The following is a 21,040-nucleotide window of genomic DNA, read 5'->3' on the forward strand; positions in this document are numbered from 1 at the left end:
GTGCCAACGACATCCGGCAATTAATACAGTGAAAGCAAATGACTAAATCTACCAATCAAGATATTCATTCCCCCTCCCCTATCCGCAAACGTTTGTGGTTGCTGGTGTTGAGCCGGGGTAGTATTGCCTTGAGTGGACTTTTGCTGTTAGGAGTTATCGTTGGTATTTGGCGGTTGTGGACTTTTGTCCAAACAGAGTTAACACCCTTGGCACAACAAAGTTTAACTACTACACTCAACCGTCCGGTAAAACTGGGAAGAGTCACACAATTTTCGTTGACAGGAGTACAGTTTGGGGCTTCAGCTATCCCAGCCACACCTACAGATGCAGATCGGGCCACAGTCGAATCTGTAGAGGTGGGTTTCGATCTGTTACAACTAATTTTTAATCGCCATCTAAAGCTAGATGTAACTTTAGTCAATCCAGATATTTACATTGACCAGGACGAGCGAGGGCGTTGGATTTCCACTACCATCGCGCCGTCGGGTGAAAGCAGTGCAATTAAAACCGATTTGGACTACCTGCGGTTTCGGAATGCCAAACTGGCCTTGATGCCGGATGAGAGAGTAGAGGGAGATGAGGGGGTAGAGGGGCAGGGGGGCAGCACTTCGGCTACGCTCAGTGACCGGGGAGCAGCAGGGCAGGGGGGCAGCACTTCGGCTACGCTCAGTGACCGGGGAGCAGGGGGGCAGGGGGGCAAGGGAGAAGACCCAAATTCTAATTCAGTACTGGATAAACGCCCTGCTACCCCTAACAACACTCAGCAATTGCCGGTGCTATTTTCTCAACTTAATGGATCTGCTCAACTTTTAGCAAATAACCAGTTGATACGGTTTGAAGTTGGGGGTCAAGCAGACAGTGGTGGCAATATTTCCATTCAGGGAGAGACACGTTCTAAGGTGCTAGCAGGAACTTTCCAGGTGCAAGCACAAGATTTTCTGGCTGAGAATATTACTCGATTGATTAAGTTACCAGTGAACTTACAAGCGGGTCGAGCCAATGGCGATTTGTTAGTTCGGTTGACACCAGGACAGCAAACTCTATTGTTTGGCAACGCTACTGTGCAAGGGGTAACGCTGCAAATACCCAAAGTCCCGCAATTGTTGAGCAATAGCCAAGGAAACCTGCACTTCCAAGGAACGGAGTTGCAGTTAAATAATGTGACTAGCAATTACGGCAAAATTCCTTTAGTGGCTACGGGAATCATCGACACTCAAGCAGGCTTGAAGTTGGCAGCGCGTGTAAATACGGTGAGTTTGGCGAATGCCCAAGAGACTCTTAAGGTAAAATTACCTGTAGCGATCGCTGGACAAGTAAAAGCTTCTTTGCAGATTACCGGATCGACAAAAGAGCCAATACTCTCCGGCTCAGTTGCCACAATCCAAACTGCCAGAATTGATAAAGTTGATTTTAATAGCATCAGTAGTAAGTTTGAGCTTGCTACTAGTTCCTCTTTAATTACCTTAAAAGATATTCAAGGTAAAGCCAAAGTTGGTGGTGAAATCACGGGCGCTGGTACAATTAGACTTGGTAAGAGTCCGCAACTAAATTTAAATTTCGCTGCCAAGAATGTTCCAGGGGATGCGATCGCCAAAGTTTATGAAACAACACCGACCTTTCAAATCGGCAATGTCTCTGGTACAGCTCAACTAACTGGCGCTCCTACCAATGTCCAAACTGTGGTACAGTTTCAAGCTCCCAATGGAACTTACCCCGGAACAGGCGAAGTTGCGATCGCTCCAAATCGCACCGTCTCTTTCCGCAATGTAGCTCTGAATATCAGTGGTGGTACAGTTCGGGCAACTGGTAGTTATGCCAATGAGCGTTGGCAAGCTGTCGCTGTTTCCTCTGGGGTAAAATTAGAACCCTTTGTAGACAAAAGTCAACTGCAAAATGTCTCTTTGGCTGGGGCACAATTCAATGGTCGTCTCATTCTCTCAGGCAGCACAGCACCATTTGAAATTGCTACAATTCGCAGTGATGGTGCAGGAGTTCAAATTGGTGGCGGTACAGTTGCAGTTTCTAATATCCAACTGCAAGACCAAAGTTTCTCGGCTCAACTGGTAGCTAATAATGTACGGTTGGGGCAAATATTGAAACAGTCTCCCCCAGCTTTAGATAATCCTTTGACGGGAACGTTCCAAATCGCAGGTAGCAGAGATGATTTCAGCCTGAAAACCTTCCGTGGCAGTGGTGAGGGTCGCCTTGCTATTGGTGGCGGTACGGTTACAGCCTCTAATATTCAAGTAGCGAATGGTTCATATCAGGCACAAGTTCAGGCTAAGAATGTTCCTGTGCAAAAGTTGGCAAAAGTACCAAAGCAGTTTCAAGGGGCGTTAACTGGTAAGTTCGATGTAGCGGGTTCTGTTGATTCTTTTAAACCGCAAACTATTCAAGCCAATGGTCAGGCGCGGATAAATGTTGCAGGTGGAACTATTACAGCCTCTAATATCCAAGTGGGTAATGGTGTATACCAGGCGCAAGTTCAGGCAACTAATGTACCTGTGCGGCAGTTGGCAGCAGTACCACCGCAGTTTGGAGGGAAGTTAACTGGTCAAGTAAACGTGGCGGGTTCTGTTGAATCCTTCCAGCCGCAAACGATCCAAGCCAACGGTCAGGGACGGATAAATGTTGCGGGTGGAACTATTACAGCCTCTAATATCCAAGTGGGTAATGGTGTATACCAGGCGCAAGTTCAGGCAACTAATGTACCGTTACAACAGTTAGCAGCAGTACCACCACAGTTTCGAGGGACGTTAACTGGTCAAGCAAACGTGGCGGGTTCTGTTGATTCTTTCCAACCACAAACTATCCAAGCTAACGGTCAGGGACGGCTGGATGTTGCAGGTGGAACGATCGCAGCTTCTAATATCCAAGTAGCTAATGGTCGCTATCAAGCTGTAGTTGATGCTGCTGGTGTGCAATTAAATCGGTTCAATCAGCAATTGCGGGGCCAGTTTGGCGGTCAGTTGCAATTAGCGGGTACGCTAGGATCGCCCAAATTAGCTGATGTGCGTGCTGCTGGACAGGTGCAATTATCCCAAGGTATTCCTGGTTTAGAGCGACCTCTGACGGCTGCGATCGCTTGGAGTGGTGAAAGACTTACCATTGAGCGAGCAACGGCTCCCGGTTTAAGTGTGACTGGTAACATATTAGCCAATGCAAAACAAGCAGGGATACCGGAAATTACTGCCCTAAATCTCAACGTCCAAGCGCAGAATTACAACTTAAAACAGTTACCAATCAATCTTCCCAATCAAGTTGCTGTAGCAGGGAGAGTAGATTTTAATGGTCAAATCACTGGTAAGCTGCCCTTACCAAATGTAGTAGGACAAATTAATTTACGAGACTTAGTTGTTCAAGATATTGCTTTTGAGCCGTTGTTAACTGGGAACATTGATTCAGCACAGGGACGCGGTTTAAATTTGAACTTGGCAGGAAATAGCGATCGCTTGAACTTCAATTTAGATGCCAATAATCGCCCGAAATCTTTCTTAGTCAAATGGCAGCAAGCATCAGCCACAGGTAACGTTCAAGGCAATGATTGGGCGCTGAAAGTTGCCAATTTCCCCTTACAAATATTGAATTTGACTCCACCACCAATTACTCGATTGGGTGCTGGTAAGATAGCTGGATTGTTAACTGGGGATTTGCTGTTTAATCAGCAGACATTGGCAACAACGGGAAATTTAGCGATCGCAAATCCGCAAATTGGCCGGGTTAAAGGCGATCGAATAGCTGCTCAATTCCGCTACGATGACGGTAAAGCTACACTCACTAGTAGCGAATTTGTCAAAGGAAAAAGTAGCTACGCCCTTGTTGGTACTGTGGCTCAAAGCCCTAAAGGGCTTAAATTACAAGGTAAATTGAACGTCAAGCAAGGTGAGATCCAAGATGTTCTAGCTGTAGCAAAGGTATTTGATTTACAAAATTTGCCAGGTGGTTCGGCAGAAATTTACGGCACCGCAGCGGATCTGACTACCAACCCCCAAGGAACGCCAAATGAACCCTTATTAACCCAAATTCAACGGTTTTCTGAAATTGAAGCTTTGCTGGCAGAACAGGAAGAACAGCGACTTAATTCCACTCCAATACCGGATTTGGCAGACTTAAAAGGAACTTTCAATGGGGAAGTGGCTGTAAATACAGCTACAGCCAATGGATTATCAGTAGATTTTAATTTGAATGGACAAGACTTTGCTTGGGGTAAAAAGGAAGAACGGAATCGTTTTTATACTGCCGATCGAGTGATTGCCGAAGGTAACTTTGAAAATGGTGTTTTGAGTTTGCGACCATTACGAATCCAGTCTCAAAACAGACTGATTGCGTTCACAGGTAACATTGGCGGTGATGAACAATCTGGTCAGTTGCGGGTGAATAATTTTCCAGTAAAACTATTGAATAATGTTGTCAAACTACCAGTTGGCATCACAGGTAATCTTAACGGTACAGCAGCTTTAGCAGGTAGTATTGCTAATCCCCAAGCGAGAGGGGAATTGCAAATCACAGAAGGAATATTAAATCAGAGCAAAATAGAGTCAGCAACAGCAAGTTTCAGCTATGCCAATGGACGCTTAAACTTTGGTAGTACTGTAGCAGTTGCTGGGCCAAAACCTGTTGATATTACTGGCAGCATCCCTTATAAATTACCTTTTGCTTCCGTCGCACCAGACAGCGATCAAATCAGTTTGGATATGAAATTAGAAAACGAGGGATTGGGGCTGTTAAACGCATTGACCAATCAAGTATTATTTGAGAAAGGTGAAGGAGAAGTAGACCTCAAAGTGCGAGGAACACTGCAAAAACCCGAAGTAAATGGAATTGCTACTGTCAATAATGCTACTTTTTCAGCCCAGGCTTTGCCAGGTAAGCTGAGACGCGTCACAGGTAGAGTGCTGTTTAATTTTGACAGCATCTTAGTAGAAAATCTTCAAGGTAGATTTAGCCGTGGAAAGGTAGAAGCTGCTGGAGAAATTCCCATTTTCAAAAATGAGAACGTAACTATCAAAAATCCCCTGACTGTTAATCTCGAGCAGTTAGCGTTGAATCTTAAAGGACTTTACCAAGGAGGCGCTAGTGGCAATTTGCAAATTACTGGTTCTGCCCTTAACCCCATAATTGGCGGTAGAGTAAATTTATTTGATGGTAAGGTATTGCTGGCAGAATCTACCGACGCCACGACATCTGAAAATGGTAGTATTGGCGTATCGCCCACAAAAGACAATAAGCAAAGCAAATCTGGAATTGGAAATGGGACGGGAAATACAAACGCCAGATTTAATAATTTAGATTTGGAACTAGGTAAAAACGTCCAAATTACCCGTGACCCTATTCTCAACTTCCGTGCCAGCGGTAATCTCATAGTTAACGGCTTAATTAATCAGCCGATACCCGATGGCACTATTCAGTTAGAAAAAGGAGGAGTAAATTTATTTACTACCCAATTTAACCTTGCTCGTGGTTATAAACACACCGCAACTTTTAGTCCTTCTCAACCCCGCGACCCCAACTTAGATATTCGGCTATTTGCCAAAGTACTGGATGTAACTCAAAGTAATGACTTCAGCCGAGTAAATTCTACAGGTTTATCAGCGTTAGAGAGTGTTCGAGTCGAAGCCACTATCAACGGTTTAGCTAGCAAACTGAATGAAAATCTAGAATTAACAAGTAGTCCGTCACGTAGTCAAACCGAAATTGTTGCTCTTTTAGGAGGTGGATTTGTAGACACCCAAGGACGTGCAGACAGTACTTTAGGTCTAATTAACATTGCAGGTTCGGCTGTGTTTAACAATTTTCAGTCAGCTTTTAACCAGATTGGGAGTACCTTTGGCTTAAGCGAACTGCGGATATTTCCTACCGTTATTTCTGAGAATCCCGAAGCTGGAAGAAGCAATTCAACTTTAGAATTAGCAGCAGAGGCTGGGGTTGACATTTCTTCCAAAATATCCGTTTCCAGTATCAAAATTTTGACAACAAACGACCCCTTCCAATGGGGTATTAATTACCGGATAAACAATGAATTTCGTGTGCGTGCCTCCACTAACTTAACCGATGACAGTCGTGCTGTAGTGGAATATCAAAAGCGATTTTAAATAAGTCTCTTCAATTACGAATTACTTCCTGTTCCCTCTTCTCCTTGCTTCTCAATAGCTTGTTGTACCTGTTTAACATCCAATTCTAATGCTTCAGCAATTTGCTCTATACTTAAACCCAACTTAAGTAGACGGGGTATTGTATCGAGTTTTGTTTCATTGCGAACCTCTTCTTTTACTTCCTGCTTGGTTTCTTCCTTTACTTCCTGGTAAAATTTAGTTTGTCTCCAGTCGGTTAATCCAAACATTGCTTCTAACTCCTGCTGACTTTTGTTTACAAATTTGTAGATAAGCATTCTCTCTACTAATTCTAAAAGATTGCTACGGTTAGCTTCATCCGTTTGTTGTATTTGTTTTATCAAGTTTTTCGCTTGCTGTACAGCTCGATCTTCGGCTGCAACTACTAACTTAATTATGCCTAACCCAATCGAAGATGATGGTACATTATCTAATTCGTCTAAATAAATTATACAAATTTGCTGTGGAGCTAATGATGTTTGATAAATGAATGGTATACCTGGATCGAGACTACGTTGAGCAAAAAGTAATACTGCTTGCCAGCGACGTTGAGGTTTATACTGATTGATATAGAGGAAAGCTTCTGTGATTATTCGCCAGTAAATATCATCATCGCGCTGAAACTGTACCTCAACAAAATAGATTGTATCTTCTGGGTAGTCAGGTTTTGGTAAGAATAAGCCATCGATACGACGTGCTAATTCTTTAATTTCTACTGAAGTAAATTGGTAGTGTAATGCTAAAGCTTGCGATTGTTCCAAAAGTTCAAATAAGACACCTGGAAGAGTTTGGAATAAGGTGTAAAAAATCGTGTCTGTTTTCATGCACTCTCGATATTTGAATATATTCAGATTATCGGGGCTGAGGGAAGATGATTTGTTCTAAATTTATTAAATTGTGATATCATCACCTTGCTGATTAATAGCTAATCGCAAAATTGACAATCCTAAAATTATCAAAAATAGCACTAAACCAATCGTGCAAGCATAGCTAATTTCCAAGTTATTGAAAGCTTGCTCATATAAGTAATAAACAATCGTTTTTGAGCTACTGAGTGGCCCTCCTTGAGTCATAATGTAGACTTCTTCAAAGACTTTGGTTGCAGAAATAGCCGAAATTACTGCCACTAAGGCTAGATAGGGCTTCATTAAAGGTATGGTAATATCCCAATGTTTGCTGATACCATCAGAGCCATCAATGGCTGCGGCTTCGTACACATCAGCGGGAATTGATTGCAACCCCGCTAAATAAATCACCATGTAGTAGCCTAATCCTTTCCATATGGTGACAGCCATGACGCTGGCAAGAGAAATTGGTACAATGCCAAAAATTTTTGCTGGGCTAGTTAGCCAAGGAATACCTTCTGGAAAAAGACCTAAAGTTTTAAATAACTGATTCAGTAATCCATTTTCTGCATACAGCCATTTCCAAGCTATTCCCGCAACCACCATTGAAATTACCACTGGAGTGTAGTACGCTGCTCTAAACCAATTCATTCCCCGCAGTTTCTGATTTACCAAAATTGCCAGTACTAAGGGAGCAATTACTAAAATTGGTACTACACCTACAAGATATAAAAAAGTGTTTTCCAAAGTTTTCCAAAAAACTGCATCCTTCCAAAGCTTAAGAAAGTTGGCGAAACCTATCCATTGTGGCGGCTGGGCAATGTCTTCATAGCTGGTAAAGCTGAGGTAAAATGCTTGCAGTGCAGGCCAAAAAACAGTTAACCCTAAAAGAACTAAGGCGGGTAATAAGAATAAATAAGGGGTAAGCCGTTGTTTGATGAACATCCAATTTTTAGGTATCAATTGATTCATAAGAAGTTTAATAGTTGTTTTTGCTTTGTCAAAACAAGAATTTGGAGATGTGAGTAGATTTAAGCTTCAATATTTTAAGGGCATATATTTGCTTGCGTAAGTATTGGCGTAGCCTCTCGTAGAGAAGTTTGTCGTAGACATCACTAATTAATAACTTGGAGATCGACTGCAATGGAAACTCAGCACAATCCGCCAATTGAACATCAAAATGTCCCCATAAACCACCGTGGACTGCATGATTTTTTGTATAGTTCTGACAACGAACACACCGCCATTGAGGTGAGTATAACTCCTGAACTGGCAAACAATGGTACTGAAATCATTGAATTTGAGGCTTGGAGTGTAGCTGCTCAGAACGCTAAAATTGCCGGAGTTTACGCAGTATTAGATGCAGAACGTCACACGCAGTACATTGGCTATTCTCGGAATGTGTTGCTTTCCCTAAACAGCCATCTTCGCCAAAATGGTGAGCAAAAGTGTGCTTTTGTCCGCGTGCAAGCATTCAAGTTCCCCAAACGTCAAGAAATGGAAGATTTGCGAGATGCGTGGATAGCAGAACTCGAAAGTACGCCACCTGGTAATGCAACTGAAAGCGAAATGTGGGCTAGTACGGTAGGTGAAGCGACTAAGGCGGTAATGTCAGAAGCCCAACTTCAAGCCTACGAGGAGAAAAAGCTAAAACTGCGGAAAGCAATGGCTGATACAACCCTTTCTAAAGAGTTAGAAACAATAGATGCGAGTGAAGCTGAACGTCAGCGTCAACTTGAAGCTGCTGTGAAAAACGATGACTGGAGTGTAATTATTGACGCACAGACACAGGAAACTAAGTATTGATTTTTGCCTGTTAGAATTAAGATTTTAAAACGCAAAGGGGCGCTGAGGGAAGCGCAAAGGTTCGCAGAGGAGTGAATTCTTTGCGTTCCTCTGCGTTAAAAAAAAGGATATATATGACGAGAAAATTAGATGCTTTGATTAATTCTCTAGAAGGTATAGAAATTATTACCGATTCTAGCCAAGTCGCCAAATTATCCCAGGATTATTACACTTTTAGCCCCGTGTTAGTGTCGAAACTAGAGGGAAAAGTTGGGGATATCGTAGTGCGTCCCGCTAATGAAGCAGAGGTTTTAAAAGTTGCAGCCGCCTGTGCAAAACATCGTATACCTGTAACTGTGCGAGGTGCGGGAACTGGGAATTATGGGCAATGTGTACCGTTGCACGGTGGCGTAATTTTGGATATGACGCGGTTGCAAGAGATTCTTTGGGTAAAACCGGGAGTGGCGCGGGTAGAAGCTGGGGTGAAGTTGGCAGCTTTGGATAAAAAAACACGAGAAATCGGCTGGGAAATTCGTCTGGCTCCCTCTACGTACCGCACTGCCACAATTGGCGGCTTTATTGCTGGGGGAAGTGGCGGTATTGGCTCGATCCAATATGGTATGTTAGCCGATCGCGGTAATATCTTAGCATTGCGAGTGATAACTGTAGAAGATGAACCCCGTGCGATCGCATTACGCGGCGATGATGTCCAAAAGGTAAATCATGCTTGGGGAATCAATGGCATCATCACTGAAGTCGAAATTCCTTTAGGGCCAGCTTATCCTTGGGCAGAAGTGATTGTCACCTTTGACGACTTTATGGCAGCAGCAAAGTTTGGTCAGGCAATTGGCAATGCTGATGGCATGATTAAGAAGTTGATTTCTGTCTTTGCATCTTCAATTTCCCAATATTTTCACGCAGTACAAGAGTATATTCCTGAAGGAAGTCACTCAGTATTCTTGATAATTTCTGAACCGAGTTTGGAATTTTTACCGGCTTTTGTGGAGCAATACGGCGGACAAATTACCTATAAAAAACCAGCTGAGGAAGCAGCTAAAGGTACACATTTAGCAGAGTTTTCCTGGAACCACACTACCTTACTTGCCCGGAGTGTAGATACTGGGATTACATACTTACAAAGTCTCTTTCCTAATGATGGCAGTTTGCAACTAGTAGAGCAGATGTATAATTACTTCGGCGATGAGGTAATGATGCATCTAGAATTTTTTCGGGTGAATGGTGTCGTAGTTCCTGGTGCATTGCAACTTGTGCGCTACACCACAGAAGAACGCCTCAATGAAATTATCCGCTATCACGAACAACATGGTGTGAGTATTGCCAATCCTCATACGTATATTATTGAAGACAGCGGCAGAAAAGTGATCGATCCTGAGCAGTTAAAATTTAAAGAAATAGTCGATCCTTATGGGTTGATGAACCCCGGTAAAAGCAAGGTTATTCAATTCCATACTCAAAATTAGCAAACTACAGAAACACATACAGCAGAATTCAGAATTCAGAATTCAGAATTCAGGAGAAAAATACCCTTTATACCTGGGTAACAGACGAATCGTGTGTGTACCTCACTTTCCTTGAAATCTGCTGTATCAGAATTTTTTCTGTATATTTGTGTAACTTCGCTTCAAAAAGCTAGCTGTCAGGCGTTTATAATTTGTGGTTTGATTTCAAAAGCCGTGGGGTTGAAGAAGAATTCAGAATTCAAGAATCAGAATAAGAAAGTGGGGGATAAGCGCGGAAAGTCAAAGGGGCCGCTTGCGCAGGAAAGATCGGCTGGTGATGTTTTACCATTTATTCATTCCTCAGTCGGACTCCAATTCAATTCTGAATTCTGACGACTGACTCCTGAATTCTTTTCGGATAACCCAAAATCCAACTTTCCAATAATCGCCCATGATTGAAATTGACGGTTCCTACGGAGAGGGAGGCGGACAAGTTCTTCGCACTTCCTTAAGTCTAGCCGCCATTACCGGCGAACCCATACGAATTACAGGCATTCGCGCTGGACGCAAAAAGCCAGGATTAGCAGCGCAACACTTAACAGCAGTTCGGGCGGCGGCGAGAATTTGTAATGCCCAACTACGAGGTGATGCTTTGGGTTCAATGCTGCTAGAATTCATCCCAGGTAGTGCTGTGCAAGCGGGAATTTATACCTTTGATGTTAGTAAAGCACAACAAGGTGGTTCTGCGGGTGCGATCGCTTTAGTTTTACAAACAATTCTCTTACCTTTGGCACTAGCATCTGGCAATTCTCTGGTGACACTAAAGGGTGGAACTCATGTGAATTTTAGCCCGACAGCGACGTATATTGAGCAAGTTTATCTGCCCATACTGCAACGCATGGGTGTAGAAGCCCAAGTCAAATTAGGCGCTTGGGGGTGGTATCCCCAAGGTGGCGGAGAGGTAGAGTTACAGGTGGATGGCGGTGGTAAACTCGGTGGGATCGACTTGCTGGAACGGGGCGATTTACAACAGGTGCGAGGACTAGCAGTGGTGACAGAATTGCCTTCCCATATTCCGCAACGGATGGCGAATCGTGCGGAAAATTTGCTACGGGAAGCTCATTTAAAGGTTACTGTACAGACTTTACGAGAAAGAGGTGTGGCACCTGGGGCCGGTATTTTTTTAACTGCTGAGTATCAGAATAGCTTAACTGGCTTTGGTGGGTTTGGGCGTTTGCGGTTGTCGGCGGAAACAGTTGCAGAGATTGCTTGTCAGCAACTGCTTGAGTTTCATTACACCGGCGCACCGGTGGATGAACATTTAGCAGATCAGTTATTATTGCCGGCTGCTTTAGCTTCACAAGAAAGTCAGTATCGAGTGGCTGAGGTGAGTAGGCATTTGACAACAAATGCAGCAGTTATTGAACAGTTTGGGCTGGCGCAAATAACAGTAAATGAAGCTGATAAAATAGTGTTGGTAAAGAGTTTGAATAGATGAACAAGTGCTATTACTTTAGTAGTGCTATGTGGTAGAGTCTTATAAAGCACTATTCTGTAAATTCAAATCAATCTTGTGATGCCTTCAAATAAAAGCTGTGAGTTTTAGTAGACAACTTTGATAAAGATTTAAACCTACTTTTAGAGATTAGAGTCATAAAGCAACTTATGTCATTGCAACCTGATCAAGCTATTGAAGTGTTTTATTCTTATGCTCATGAAGATGAAAAACTGCGCGATAAACTAGAAAATCACCTCACTCTTTTAAGGCGGCAAGGAGTGATTACAGAATGGCATGATCGCAAAATTGGAGCAGGAAAAGAATGGCACAATGAGATAGACACTCACTTAGATTCATCTCAAATAATTTTGCTGCTTATAAGTGCAAATTTTATCGCTTCAGATTATTGCTGGGATGTTGAAGTAAAACGGGCAATGGAAAGGCATGAAGCCAAAGAAGCTAGAGTTATTCCCATAATTCTTGACTCTGTTGATTGGGAGAGTGCACCGTTTGGAAGAATTCAAGCGCTGCCCAAATTATCTATGTGGGAACAGTAACCTTTTCTTACTTATTTAAACCATCCAGGTATCGTCGCCGGAATAGAGTCAGCAACATCCCTGTGAGACTAGTTATTTTCTTTGTAGTAAGTGGTACATTTATAAGCTTCATTTATCAAAAGCTTAATATATTAGAGATTCCTTTATTAACACCCAAACCAACTGTAAACTCAACAAAATCAGTAAATCCTACTGGCTGGATATGGATAGGTATGGTTAATAAGACCTCAGGTAGTATATCTGTTGGACAAAAACTAGTTCTTCAACCATCAAATCCTAAACAATTTCCTAGTATTGAGCCTCCTGTTATTCCATCACCAGGAACAATCGTAACTGTTAAACATGAAGTCAATTTAATAAAGGAAAAATCTTTATCTGGAAAAACAATCGTTAAATTTAAAAAAGGAGAAAAGCTAGTTATCTTGCAAGTAGAGCCTTTCTCAAAAATTGCAAAAAATTCGCCTTACATTAGATTGAAAGCGCAAGTTCGCAAATGTAACTCAATTTGTAATAAATATTAATAAGATAGGCTAAATATATTTCACTACTAACACTTTGCCTATATTCCCGTTGACAAAATTATGCGTGGGTATATGGCAACATAGGAAATGCCTCATTTCTAATAGCTGAAATAAGGCAAAGGAGCTTATATAAGTAAAAACAGAGAACTTTTGATACTCACTCTAGGGGCATTTGCAATCAATCCTGTAAAGCCAGATTTGTTGTAAGAATAAGCAAATGACAAATTTACAAGGCGATCGCAAGTAGAGTTAAAACTGAGTTTAGTTGTTCTTGATATTTACTATTTAATTAAATATCGAACATAGCCTTTGAATTTACCTCTACTAAAGGTATATATTTAAGTAAAGTCAGTTTGCGATCGCAAATACAAGGGACTGGGAATTGGGTACTTGTACTGAGCGACTTGCCTTGACTTGTGCCGAGCGAAGTCGAGGTAGCGAAGTCGAAAGGAATCGAAGTATTGGGTATGGGGCACTAAATACAGAGATATTTTTTGTTGACTGTGGTTATGCCCAATCGGGTATAGGACTAAGGAATCCAAGTATTGGGTATGGGGCACTAAATACAGAGATATTTTTTGTTGCTGTGGTTATGCCCAATCGGGTATAGGACTGTTGCATCTAGTAAATTATGCTCTTGGACGAATGTTTGAACTTTCTGGACAAATGTTTGAACTTTTTGGACGAATGTTTGAACTTTTTGGACGAATGTTTGAACTTTTTGGACGAATGCTTGAACTTTTTGGACGAATGTTTGAACTTTTTGGACGAATATTTGAACTTTCTGGACGAATGTTTGAACTTTCTGGACGAATGTTTGAACTTTCTGGACGATATGTGGCATCATCTTCACGACTAACAATCTGCCAAGCGCCGAACCTACTTACTTAATATAATTAAACAGCACTGAAGTAGCTGTTATAAAACATGGTAATAAATTTATTAGTGACAGATATAGAATTGGAACAAAACCATGATTGATGAACAAGAAATAGAAAAATTGTGGCAAGCTTTCAAAGTATTAGACGTAGACGGCAACGGCGCGATCTCAACCGAGGAACTAGGGGAGGTAATGCGATCGCTAGGGCAAAATCCCACAGAAGCGGGGCTGCGTGACTTGATTAAGGAGATTGACGTTGACTTATCAGGCACTATCGATTTTGAAGAATTTAAAACGCTGATGATTGCAAAAGTAGGCGATCGCCAAAGTCGCCTGAAGTTAGCTTTCAGTGCCTTTGATGAGGACGGTAGCGGTGAAATTACTGCCGTTGAACTGCGGACAGTCATGAGTCAGTTTGGGCTGACAGACGCTGAATTGAAAGAGATGTTGCAGGAAGTAGATCATGATGGCGATGGCTCAATTGACTTTGAGGAATTCTGTCAGCTAGTACCGGAGGAGTCAGAAAGCAAAACTGGTTATCAAGATTCACCGATTTCCCTTAACAGTTCGCTCAAGACAGTTGCTACTTCCAATGAAGCCGCAGCAGCCAGTACTCAGCCGACGCAAGAAGCAACGACTCCAGAGTTGGCACAGCTAAAAGAACAGTTAGCGCAACACCCAAACTCACCGAATCAGAAAAAAAGTGGTACATCTCCCTTACAAATGCAGATAGGTTTGTTTCGTTTGATTCAAGGAGCAGCCTACCGCAGCTTCCGTGAGAGTTTCTCTGCAAATCACGAAACTCACTTGCGGGTGAAAAACTTGCCATACAGAATTACTGATTTTGTGGAGTTTGTTAAACAGGCGATCGCACTGTACAAAGCATTAGGTATAGTATCCGAGGATTGCTACCCCGTTCTAGATGCAGTGGTGAAATCAATTACCGATGAATATGCCCAATTGCAGGAGCGGATCGAGAACTGGCAAACAGTGGCAAAGACACCAGAAATGTTGGCAGAACAGCAAGCGATTTTAGAAGCGCGGAGTAAATTTGCCAATGTCAAAGAAAAGTTTGCTGCCGGAGTTGAGTTTGCAATTACGATCAAAAAGAAAAGTCTCAGCTTGGGTGATATCGTTGAAGGTGTGCTGGCGATTAACGAACTCAATCGTCTCAGGGGAATAGAACTGAACGAAGAAATGGCTCCACCACCAGCTAAATCTCAGGCAAATCCAAAAGACTATTTGCACAAGTGGAACCGCGTCATTCTCTCCCAAGCAACTGAAGAAATAGATGGTGCAATCATGCCAGTAGCATACTGGTATGAGGACTTTATGCCGAAGTTATTGGCAGCCTTTAGTGTTTCTAGCACAGCAGATATCCAAAGCAACACCGTACCCGACGAAGCGGCTTTGGATGAATGGTATCAGTGTACAAAAAACTCAGGAGAATTTAATCGCTACGGGGCGGATGTTGCCGAAAATTTTCCCCGTTGCACTCCCAAACAGAAATTGATCCTCAAACAAGCATGGCGGTTAACGCATCACTACCTGAATGGAGTGCAGAAACGCCGCGAACGCCTAGAATTTGGGCGAGAATCAGGGGCGCTATCGCAGTATGTTGCATTCATTGATGTCTATTTAGATCGGACTGAGGTGAAGGATTCCCAAATGCGAGTCAGCTTCCCCTACTACATTGGCCCCGCAGTGTGGCGCTTCTTCCATACTACAGCTGAGATTGTCTGTACCAAGACACCAGAACAGCAAAAAGCCGCAGTCGCAATCTTCAAAGATTTCTTCCAACTGTTTGCCACAATGTACCCCTGTCCTTACTGCCGACACCACCTGAATATGTACGTTGTCCAAAATAAGGAAGTGGATATGTATCCTGTAGAATACCTCGTGCTTGGACGCGATCCTAACCTGACTGACTTTGAGGTGTCATTGGAGGCAAAATTATCTACCGTCGTAGATGGTTCCTCTCTGCGCTTATTCTTCTGGAAACTGCATAACACCGTTTCTTCTTCCATTGCGCGATCGGAAGAATGGTATCACAAGGATGAGAAAGCGTTCTACACCACCCGTTTTTGGCCCAGCCTTGACTCTGAGTTAGCAAGAGCCAATGCACTCAAATACACCAGCATAGAAACTGCTCGCATCTACAACATCTACGGAATTCTCAAGCCATTGGCACGGCTGACAGGGGTAAAAACAGAATTTCCAAAGCTGCTAGAGAAGGGCGATGCGAATAATCTCAAGGAAGCGTGTATAGTTGCACACAATCACATCAAGGATTTAGAGGAAGCTGTCATTAGCGGGCAGTTTCTCCAAGAAACATACTACTTTGAACCGAGCCTTGTGGATAAACCTCCACTCTTCACCCCTGAAGAAGAAGAGTTTGCCCGAACCGGTATGTTTACAGAAACAATTTAAATATTTAGGAATGCTTTAATTCCCCTCCTTCAAAGTTTTTTCGGCAGGGGAATTTTAGCGCAACCCATTATTAAAACCCGTTTGCTTAACCTACAGCGTGCCAAACACTTGTGGCTAGCGATCGCCGTTACAACATGATTAGACTAAACATCTTGCAAAAGTAGCTTTTGCTTTCCGGTTGGAGAATGGTTAAAGGTTACTGGGTTTGGGAAAATTCCATACCTTTACCCTTTAACCCTTCCCCTTTTCCCCACAAATGTCAAGAAGTCTATTGTCTAATGAGAATTGCCCTTGGTAGCTAGCTTGAAATATCGATGATATAAAGGAGACAATAAAAATAGCCAAAGTAGAAGCTTGCCTCAAAAAGGCAATTTTAATGCTTTGAAAAGTCACAGCATTGGTATCTCACCCTGTATCTGCCTTTGAATATCCTCTAAAATAAGTGTTTAGAAGCGTAAAGGTCTAGTCTAATTTATAGAGGATTTTTTCTAAAAGACAACCACCGATGTAGCCTGTAACCGCACATGACCAATCGAGAGGAATTGATGAAGAACGAATCAACGTTAGCAAGCAATGCCAACGTAAATTTCCTTATCGGTGGAGGCGAAATGGGTGCTAGGATGCGAGAACAGGATTGGTCAAAAACGTCCCTTGGCCCAACACAGCAGTGGCCGCAGAGTTTGAAGACTGCCGTGCGAATTATGCTAACTTCCCGTCAACCCATGTTTGTTTGGTGGGGTGAGGAACTGATTAACCTTTACAATGACGCTTATAAGACTATTATCGGCGGCAAACATCCAGAAGCACTTGGGCAGCCGGCTTCTTACGTGTGGCGAGAAATATGGGATCAGGTTAGGCCTCGCGCCGAATCAGCAATGCTGAAGAATGAGGGTACTTACGACGAAGCGCTACTGCTAATTATGGAGCGCAACGGCTACCCAGAAGAAACCTATTATACTTTTTCATATAGTCCGGTTCCTAATGACCAGGGCGATACAGGTGGGATCATCTGCGCCAACACAGAAGACACGCAGCGAATTATCAGCGAGCGTCAGTTGGCACTTTTGCGCGAACTAGCGGCGAGGACAGCAGACGCGCGGACATTCGATGAAGCCTGTACGCTAAGTGCGAGTTGTCTGGAGAGCAACCCTTACGATCTCCCCTTCGCAATGATTTATCTGGTCGATCCCGATAAGCAGGAAGTTTTTCTGGCTGGAACGTGCCGCATCGAGCAAAACCACGTAGCAGTTCCAGAAACAGTTGCTCTCGATGCTGATGGGGTTTGGCCCTTTGCGGAAACGATCGAAACACATCGGCCAAAATTAATTTCCGATTTGGAAGTGTCTTTTAGTAGTCTACCTTGTGGTGTTTGGCAGCGATCGCCCCATCAAGCGATCGCAGTACCCATTGCCCCATCCGGTCAAAGCGGAAAAGCTGGTATATTAATCGCTGGTTTGAACCCTTTCAGGCTATTCGACGACAATTATCAAGGATTCATTGATTTAGTTGCGGCTCAAATTGCAGCCAGTATCGCTAACGCCCAAGCTTACGAGGAAGAACGCAAACGTGCTGAAGCCTTGGCAGAAATCGATCGCGCCAAAACCGTCTTTTTCAGCAACGTCAGCCACGAGTTCCGTACCCCACTGACTCTGATGTTGGGGCCATTAGAGGACACTTTAACCACTTGTGCTACTCTGCTTCCAGCCAAAGAACGAGAGCAGCTAGAAATGGTGCAACGCAACGGACTTCGGCTGCTGAAACTGGTCAACAGCTTGCTAGATTTTTCACGCATTGAAGCCGGAAGGGTTCAAGCCTCTTATGAACCCACCAACCTTGCCACCTTCACCGCAGAACTAGCTAGTGTATTTCGTTCCGCAGTCGAACGGGCAGGGATGCAGTTATCAGTTAATTGTCCTGCTCTGCCAGCACCAGTGTATGTAGATCGGGAGATGTGGGAAAAAATTGTTCTTAACCTGCTCTCGAATGCCTTCAAGTTTACGATGGCTGGAGAAATTGCAGTCAGTTTGCAGTGGTCAAATGACCATATCGAGTTTGCAGTCAAAGACACAGGAATCGGTATCCCAGCCGCAGAAATCCCCCACCTTTTTGAACGATTCCACCGCGTCAAAGGAGCGCAAGGACGAACTTTTGAAGGGTCAGGAATTGGATTATCACTGGTGCAAGAATTGGTGCAAATGCATGGTGGAACAGTTGATGTTACCAGTCTTCTCGGAGTAGGCAGTTGCTTTACTGTGTCAATTCCAACAGGATATGCTCATTTGCCTCCAGACCGGATTAGTGCCCCGCGAACTTTAGCTTCAACTGCATTAGGTGCAACACCTTATTTAGAAGAAGCCCTGCGGTGGCTACCAAAAGAAGCAGGGGAGCAGGGGAGCAGGGGAGCAGGGGAGCAGGGAGCAGGGAACAGGGAACAGGGAATAGAGGGAATAGGGAATAGGGAAGAATCTTACCTATCACCTCTCACCTATCATCTGTCACCCTCTCCTGCTCGGATTCTTTTGGCTGACGACAACGCAGATATGCGCGATTATGTTAAGCGCCTATTAAGTCAGCAATATGAAGTGGAATCAGTGTCGGATGGTTTAGCTGCTTTGGAGTCTGCTCGTGGACGTGTCCCCGATTTGGTACTGACAGATGTGATGATGCCTGGATTAGATGGCTTTGGACTGCTGCAAGCATTACGAGCCGATCCGCTGACGCAAAAAGTTCCAATCATTCTGTTGTCGGCACGGGCGGGGGAAGAGGCACGGGTGGAAGGGTTAGAAGCGGGAGCCGATGATTATCTAATTAAACCTTTCTCTGCCCGGGAATTGTTGGCGCGGGTAGAGGCAGCCCTAAAAATGGCTCGTCTCCGCCAAGAGGCAATGGAACGCGAGCAAGGATTGCGAATTGAAGCTGAGGTCGCCAAAGCACACCTAGAGACTGTTATCGCTGGTATTCAAGACCAGTTCTTTGTGTTGGATCGAGAGTGGCGTTATAGCTTTGTCAACGATCGCGTAGCAGATGTTGTTGGCATCCCCAAGGAAGAGTTGCTAGGTAAGAGCGTTTGGGAAGTATTTCCCGATATGGTTAAAAGCGAGTTTCATACTGAAGTTCATCGGGCGATCGCCCAAAACACTGTTGTTCAGTTTGAATACTTTTATCCAGCTTGGCAGCGCTGGTTTGAGAACCGCGTCTACCCGTTTGCAGAAGGGGTAAGCATTTTCGTTACAGAAATTAGCGATCGCAAACAAGCAGAAAAAGCCCTTCGGGAAAACGAAGAAAAGTTCCGCAATATGGCTGATAATGCCCCCTTCATGGTTTGGGTGACAGATACCAATAGCTACTGCACCTACCTCAGTCAAAGCTGGTACAATTTTACAGGTCAAAGCGAGGAAATGGGTCTGGGATTTGGCTGGTTAAATGCTGTGCATCCAGAAGACAGCAATGACACCAGGAATGTTTTTCTGGAAGCTAGTAGCAGTTATTCGGCTTTCCGTTTGGAGTATCGCTTGCGGCGCAAAGACGGCGAATATCGCTCTTGCATCGATGCCGCGAATCCGTGGTTTGGAGTGGATGGCGAGTTTAAAGGTTACATCGGCTCAGTCATCGACATTACCGAACGCAAAGTTGCAGAAGCCGAACGCGATCGCCTCCTAGAACTTGAGCAAGCAGCTAGAACTGAAGCCGAAAGAGCCAACCGGATTAAAGATGAGTTTCTGGCGGTACTTTCCCATGAATTGCGATCGCCTCTGAATCCGATTCTTGGTTGGGCGAGACTCTTGCAGACTCGTGAGTTTGACCCCGTAGCGCTGAAGAACGCGATCGCAACTATCGAACGGAATGCTAAATTACAAGCTCAACTAATTGAAGATTTGCTTGATGTCTCTCGGATCTTACAAGGCAAGCTCAACTTGAAGATGTTACCTGTCAACCTAGTACTGGTGATTGAGGCAGGATTGGAAACAGTCCGTTTGGCAGCAGAAGCCAAAAATATTCAAATTCAGACGATGCTGGATGCTTCTTTCGAGCAAGTTTTGGGTGATTCTGGTCGTTTACAACAAATTATTTGGAATCTCTTATCGAATGCCGTTAAATTCACTCCGGAAGGAGAAAAAATTGATATTCAACTAGAGTACGTTGACGCTGAAGCTCAGATTACTGTCAGCGACACAGGTAAGGGAATCAGCCCTGAGTTTCTGCCTTACGTGTTTGAATATTTTCGTCAGGCTGATGGCACGACAACCCGAAAATTTGGTGGATTGGGGTTAGGGTTAGCAATTGTGCGTCATTTGACCGAATTACATGGCGGCACGATTCAAGCAGAAAGTTTAGGTGAGGGGCAAGGAGCTATTTTCCGAGTCAGGCTACCACTAATTAAAAAAGATTTAACTGTAAAACCAAATATAGATGTTGCTGCATTAAATCCTTCTCTTGGGACTGAAATCCTGGCAGGCAGCCAAATCTTAGTTGTAGATGATGACGATGATACCCGTGACTTCCACACATTTGTACTAGAACAGGCTGGAGCAATGGTGACAGCAGTGACATCAGCAAAAGAAGCATTACAAATTTTGGCAGAGTCAGAACCAGATATGCTGCTCAGTGATATTGGAATGCCAGAGATGGATGGCTATATGCTAATGCGCCAAGTTAAAGCATTGCAGGCAAATCAAGCCAAACAAATTCCGGCGATCGCTTTAACTGCTTATGCTGGAGAAATCAATCAGCAACAAGCACTTGAATCAGGGTTTCAAAAGCATCTGTCTAAACCCATCGAACCAGAGGAATTAATCAAGGAAATTGCAACTCTAATTGGTAGAAGTGGGCATATCTAATATCAATTCACAATTCAAAATTCACGCATTAACAAAACCAGACATAACATACAGCAGATTGCAAGTAAGTGAGGTACAACCAGGAGTGATTCATCAAACATAAAGAGTTTCTTTCT

At 43.6% G+C, this 21,040-nt stretch carries 11 protein-coding genes; 9 read left to right on the top strand and 2 right to left on the bottom strand.

The features are described from left to right. Positions 1 to 38 precede the first annotated feature (38 nt). On the top strand, positions 39 to 6,092 hold the full coding sequence (locus RM368_RS04035; protein ID WP_322692853.1) for a translocation/assembly module TamB domain-containing protein: 6,054 nt from the start codon (positions 39 to 41) through the stop codon (positions 6,090 to 6,092). Between the two features lie 14 nt (positions 6,093 to 6,106). Here RM368_RS04035 and RM368_RS04040 read toward each other — a convergent pair whose 3' ends face one another. Both RM368_RS04040 and RM368_RS04045 read right to left on the bottom strand, forming a co-directional pair. Next, positions 6,107 to 6,934, bottom strand: a complete 828-nt coding sequence (locus tag RM368_RS04040; RefSeq protein ID WP_322692854.1) for an Rpn family recombination-promoting nuclease/putative transposase — start codon at positions 6,932 to 6,934, stop codon at positions 6,107 to 6,109. A gap of 66 nt (positions 6,935 to 7,000) precedes the next feature. After that, positions 7,001 to 7,927, bottom strand: coding sequence for a sugar ABC transporter permease (locus RM368_RS04045; RefSeq protein ID WP_322692855.1), 927 nt, complete (start codon positions 7,925 to 7,927; stop codon positions 7,001 to 7,003). Between the two features lie 171 nt (positions 7,928 to 8,098). Here RM368_RS04045 and RM368_RS04050 point away from each other — a divergent pair, with 171 nt between their 5' ends. The 8 genes from RM368_RS04050 (at position 8,099) to RM368_RS04085 (ending at position 20,924) form a co-directional block, all read left to right on the top strand. Next, the gene (locus RM368_RS04050) at positions 8,099 to 8,761 is read left to right on the top strand and encodes a GIY-YIG nuclease family protein (protein WP_322692856.1); all 663 of its coding nucleotides are present in this window, start codon (positions 8,099 to 8,101) and stop codon (positions 8,759 to 8,761) included. Positions 8,762 to 8,874: 113 nt separating this feature from the next. After that, complete coding sequence (locus tag RM368_RS04055) at positions 8,875 to 10,221, top strand: FAD-binding oxidoreductase (RefSeq protein ID WP_322692857.1); 1,347 nt, start codon at positions 8,875 to 8,877, stop codon at positions 10,219 to 10,221. 430 nt (positions 10,222 to 10,651) lie between these two features. Then, positions 10,652 to 11,698 (top strand): RNA 3'-terminal phosphate cyclase, encoded by a 1,047-nt coding sequence (gene rtcA, locus RM368_RS04060; protein WP_322692858.1) that lies wholly within the window; start codon positions 10,652 to 10,654, stop codon positions 11,696 to 11,698. Positions 11,699 to 11,865: 167 nt separating this feature from the next. Continuing rightward, positions 11,866 to 12,255 carry a toll/interleukin-1 receptor domain-containing protein gene (locus tag RM368_RS04065; protein ID WP_322692859.1) on the top strand — a complete coding sequence of 130 codons (390 nt, stop codon included), beginning with the start codon at positions 11,866 to 11,868 and terminating at the stop codon, positions 12,253 to 12,255. Between the two features lie 62 nt (positions 12,256 to 12,317). Beyond that, positions 12,318 to 12,776: a hypothetical protein gene (locus tag RM368_RS04070; protein ID WP_322692860.1), complete on the top strand. Its 459-nt coding sequence runs from the start codon at positions 12,318 to 12,320 to the stop codon at positions 12,774 to 12,776. A gap of 645 nt (positions 12,777 to 13,421) precedes the next feature. After that, positions 13,422 to 13,667 carry a hypothetical protein gene (locus RM368_RS04075; RefSeq protein ID WP_322692861.1) on the top strand — a complete coding sequence of 82 codons (246 nt, stop codon included), beginning with the start codon at positions 13,422 to 13,424 and terminating at the stop codon, positions 13,665 to 13,667. An 82-nt stretch (positions 13,668 to 13,749) separates the two neighbouring features. Further along, positions 13,750 to 16,086 (top strand): EF-hand domain-containing protein, encoded by a 2,337-nt coding sequence (locus RM368_RS04080; RefSeq protein ID WP_322692862.1) that lies wholly within the window; start codon positions 13,750 to 13,752, stop codon positions 16,084 to 16,086. 545 nt (positions 16,087 to 16,631) lie between these two features. After that, on the top strand, positions 16,632 to 20,924 hold the full coding sequence (locus RM368_RS04085; RefSeq protein ID WP_322692863.1) for an ATP-binding protein: 4,293 nt from the start codon (positions 16,632 to 16,634) through the stop codon (positions 20,922 to 20,924). Positions 20,925 to 21,040 lie beyond the last annotated feature (116 nt).

The organism is Nostoc sp. DedSLP03 (assembly GCF_034530815.1).
In the GTDB taxonomy this organism is placed as follows: domain Bacteria; phylum Cyanobacteriota; class Cyanobacteriia; order Cyanobacteriales; family Nostocaceae; genus Nostoc.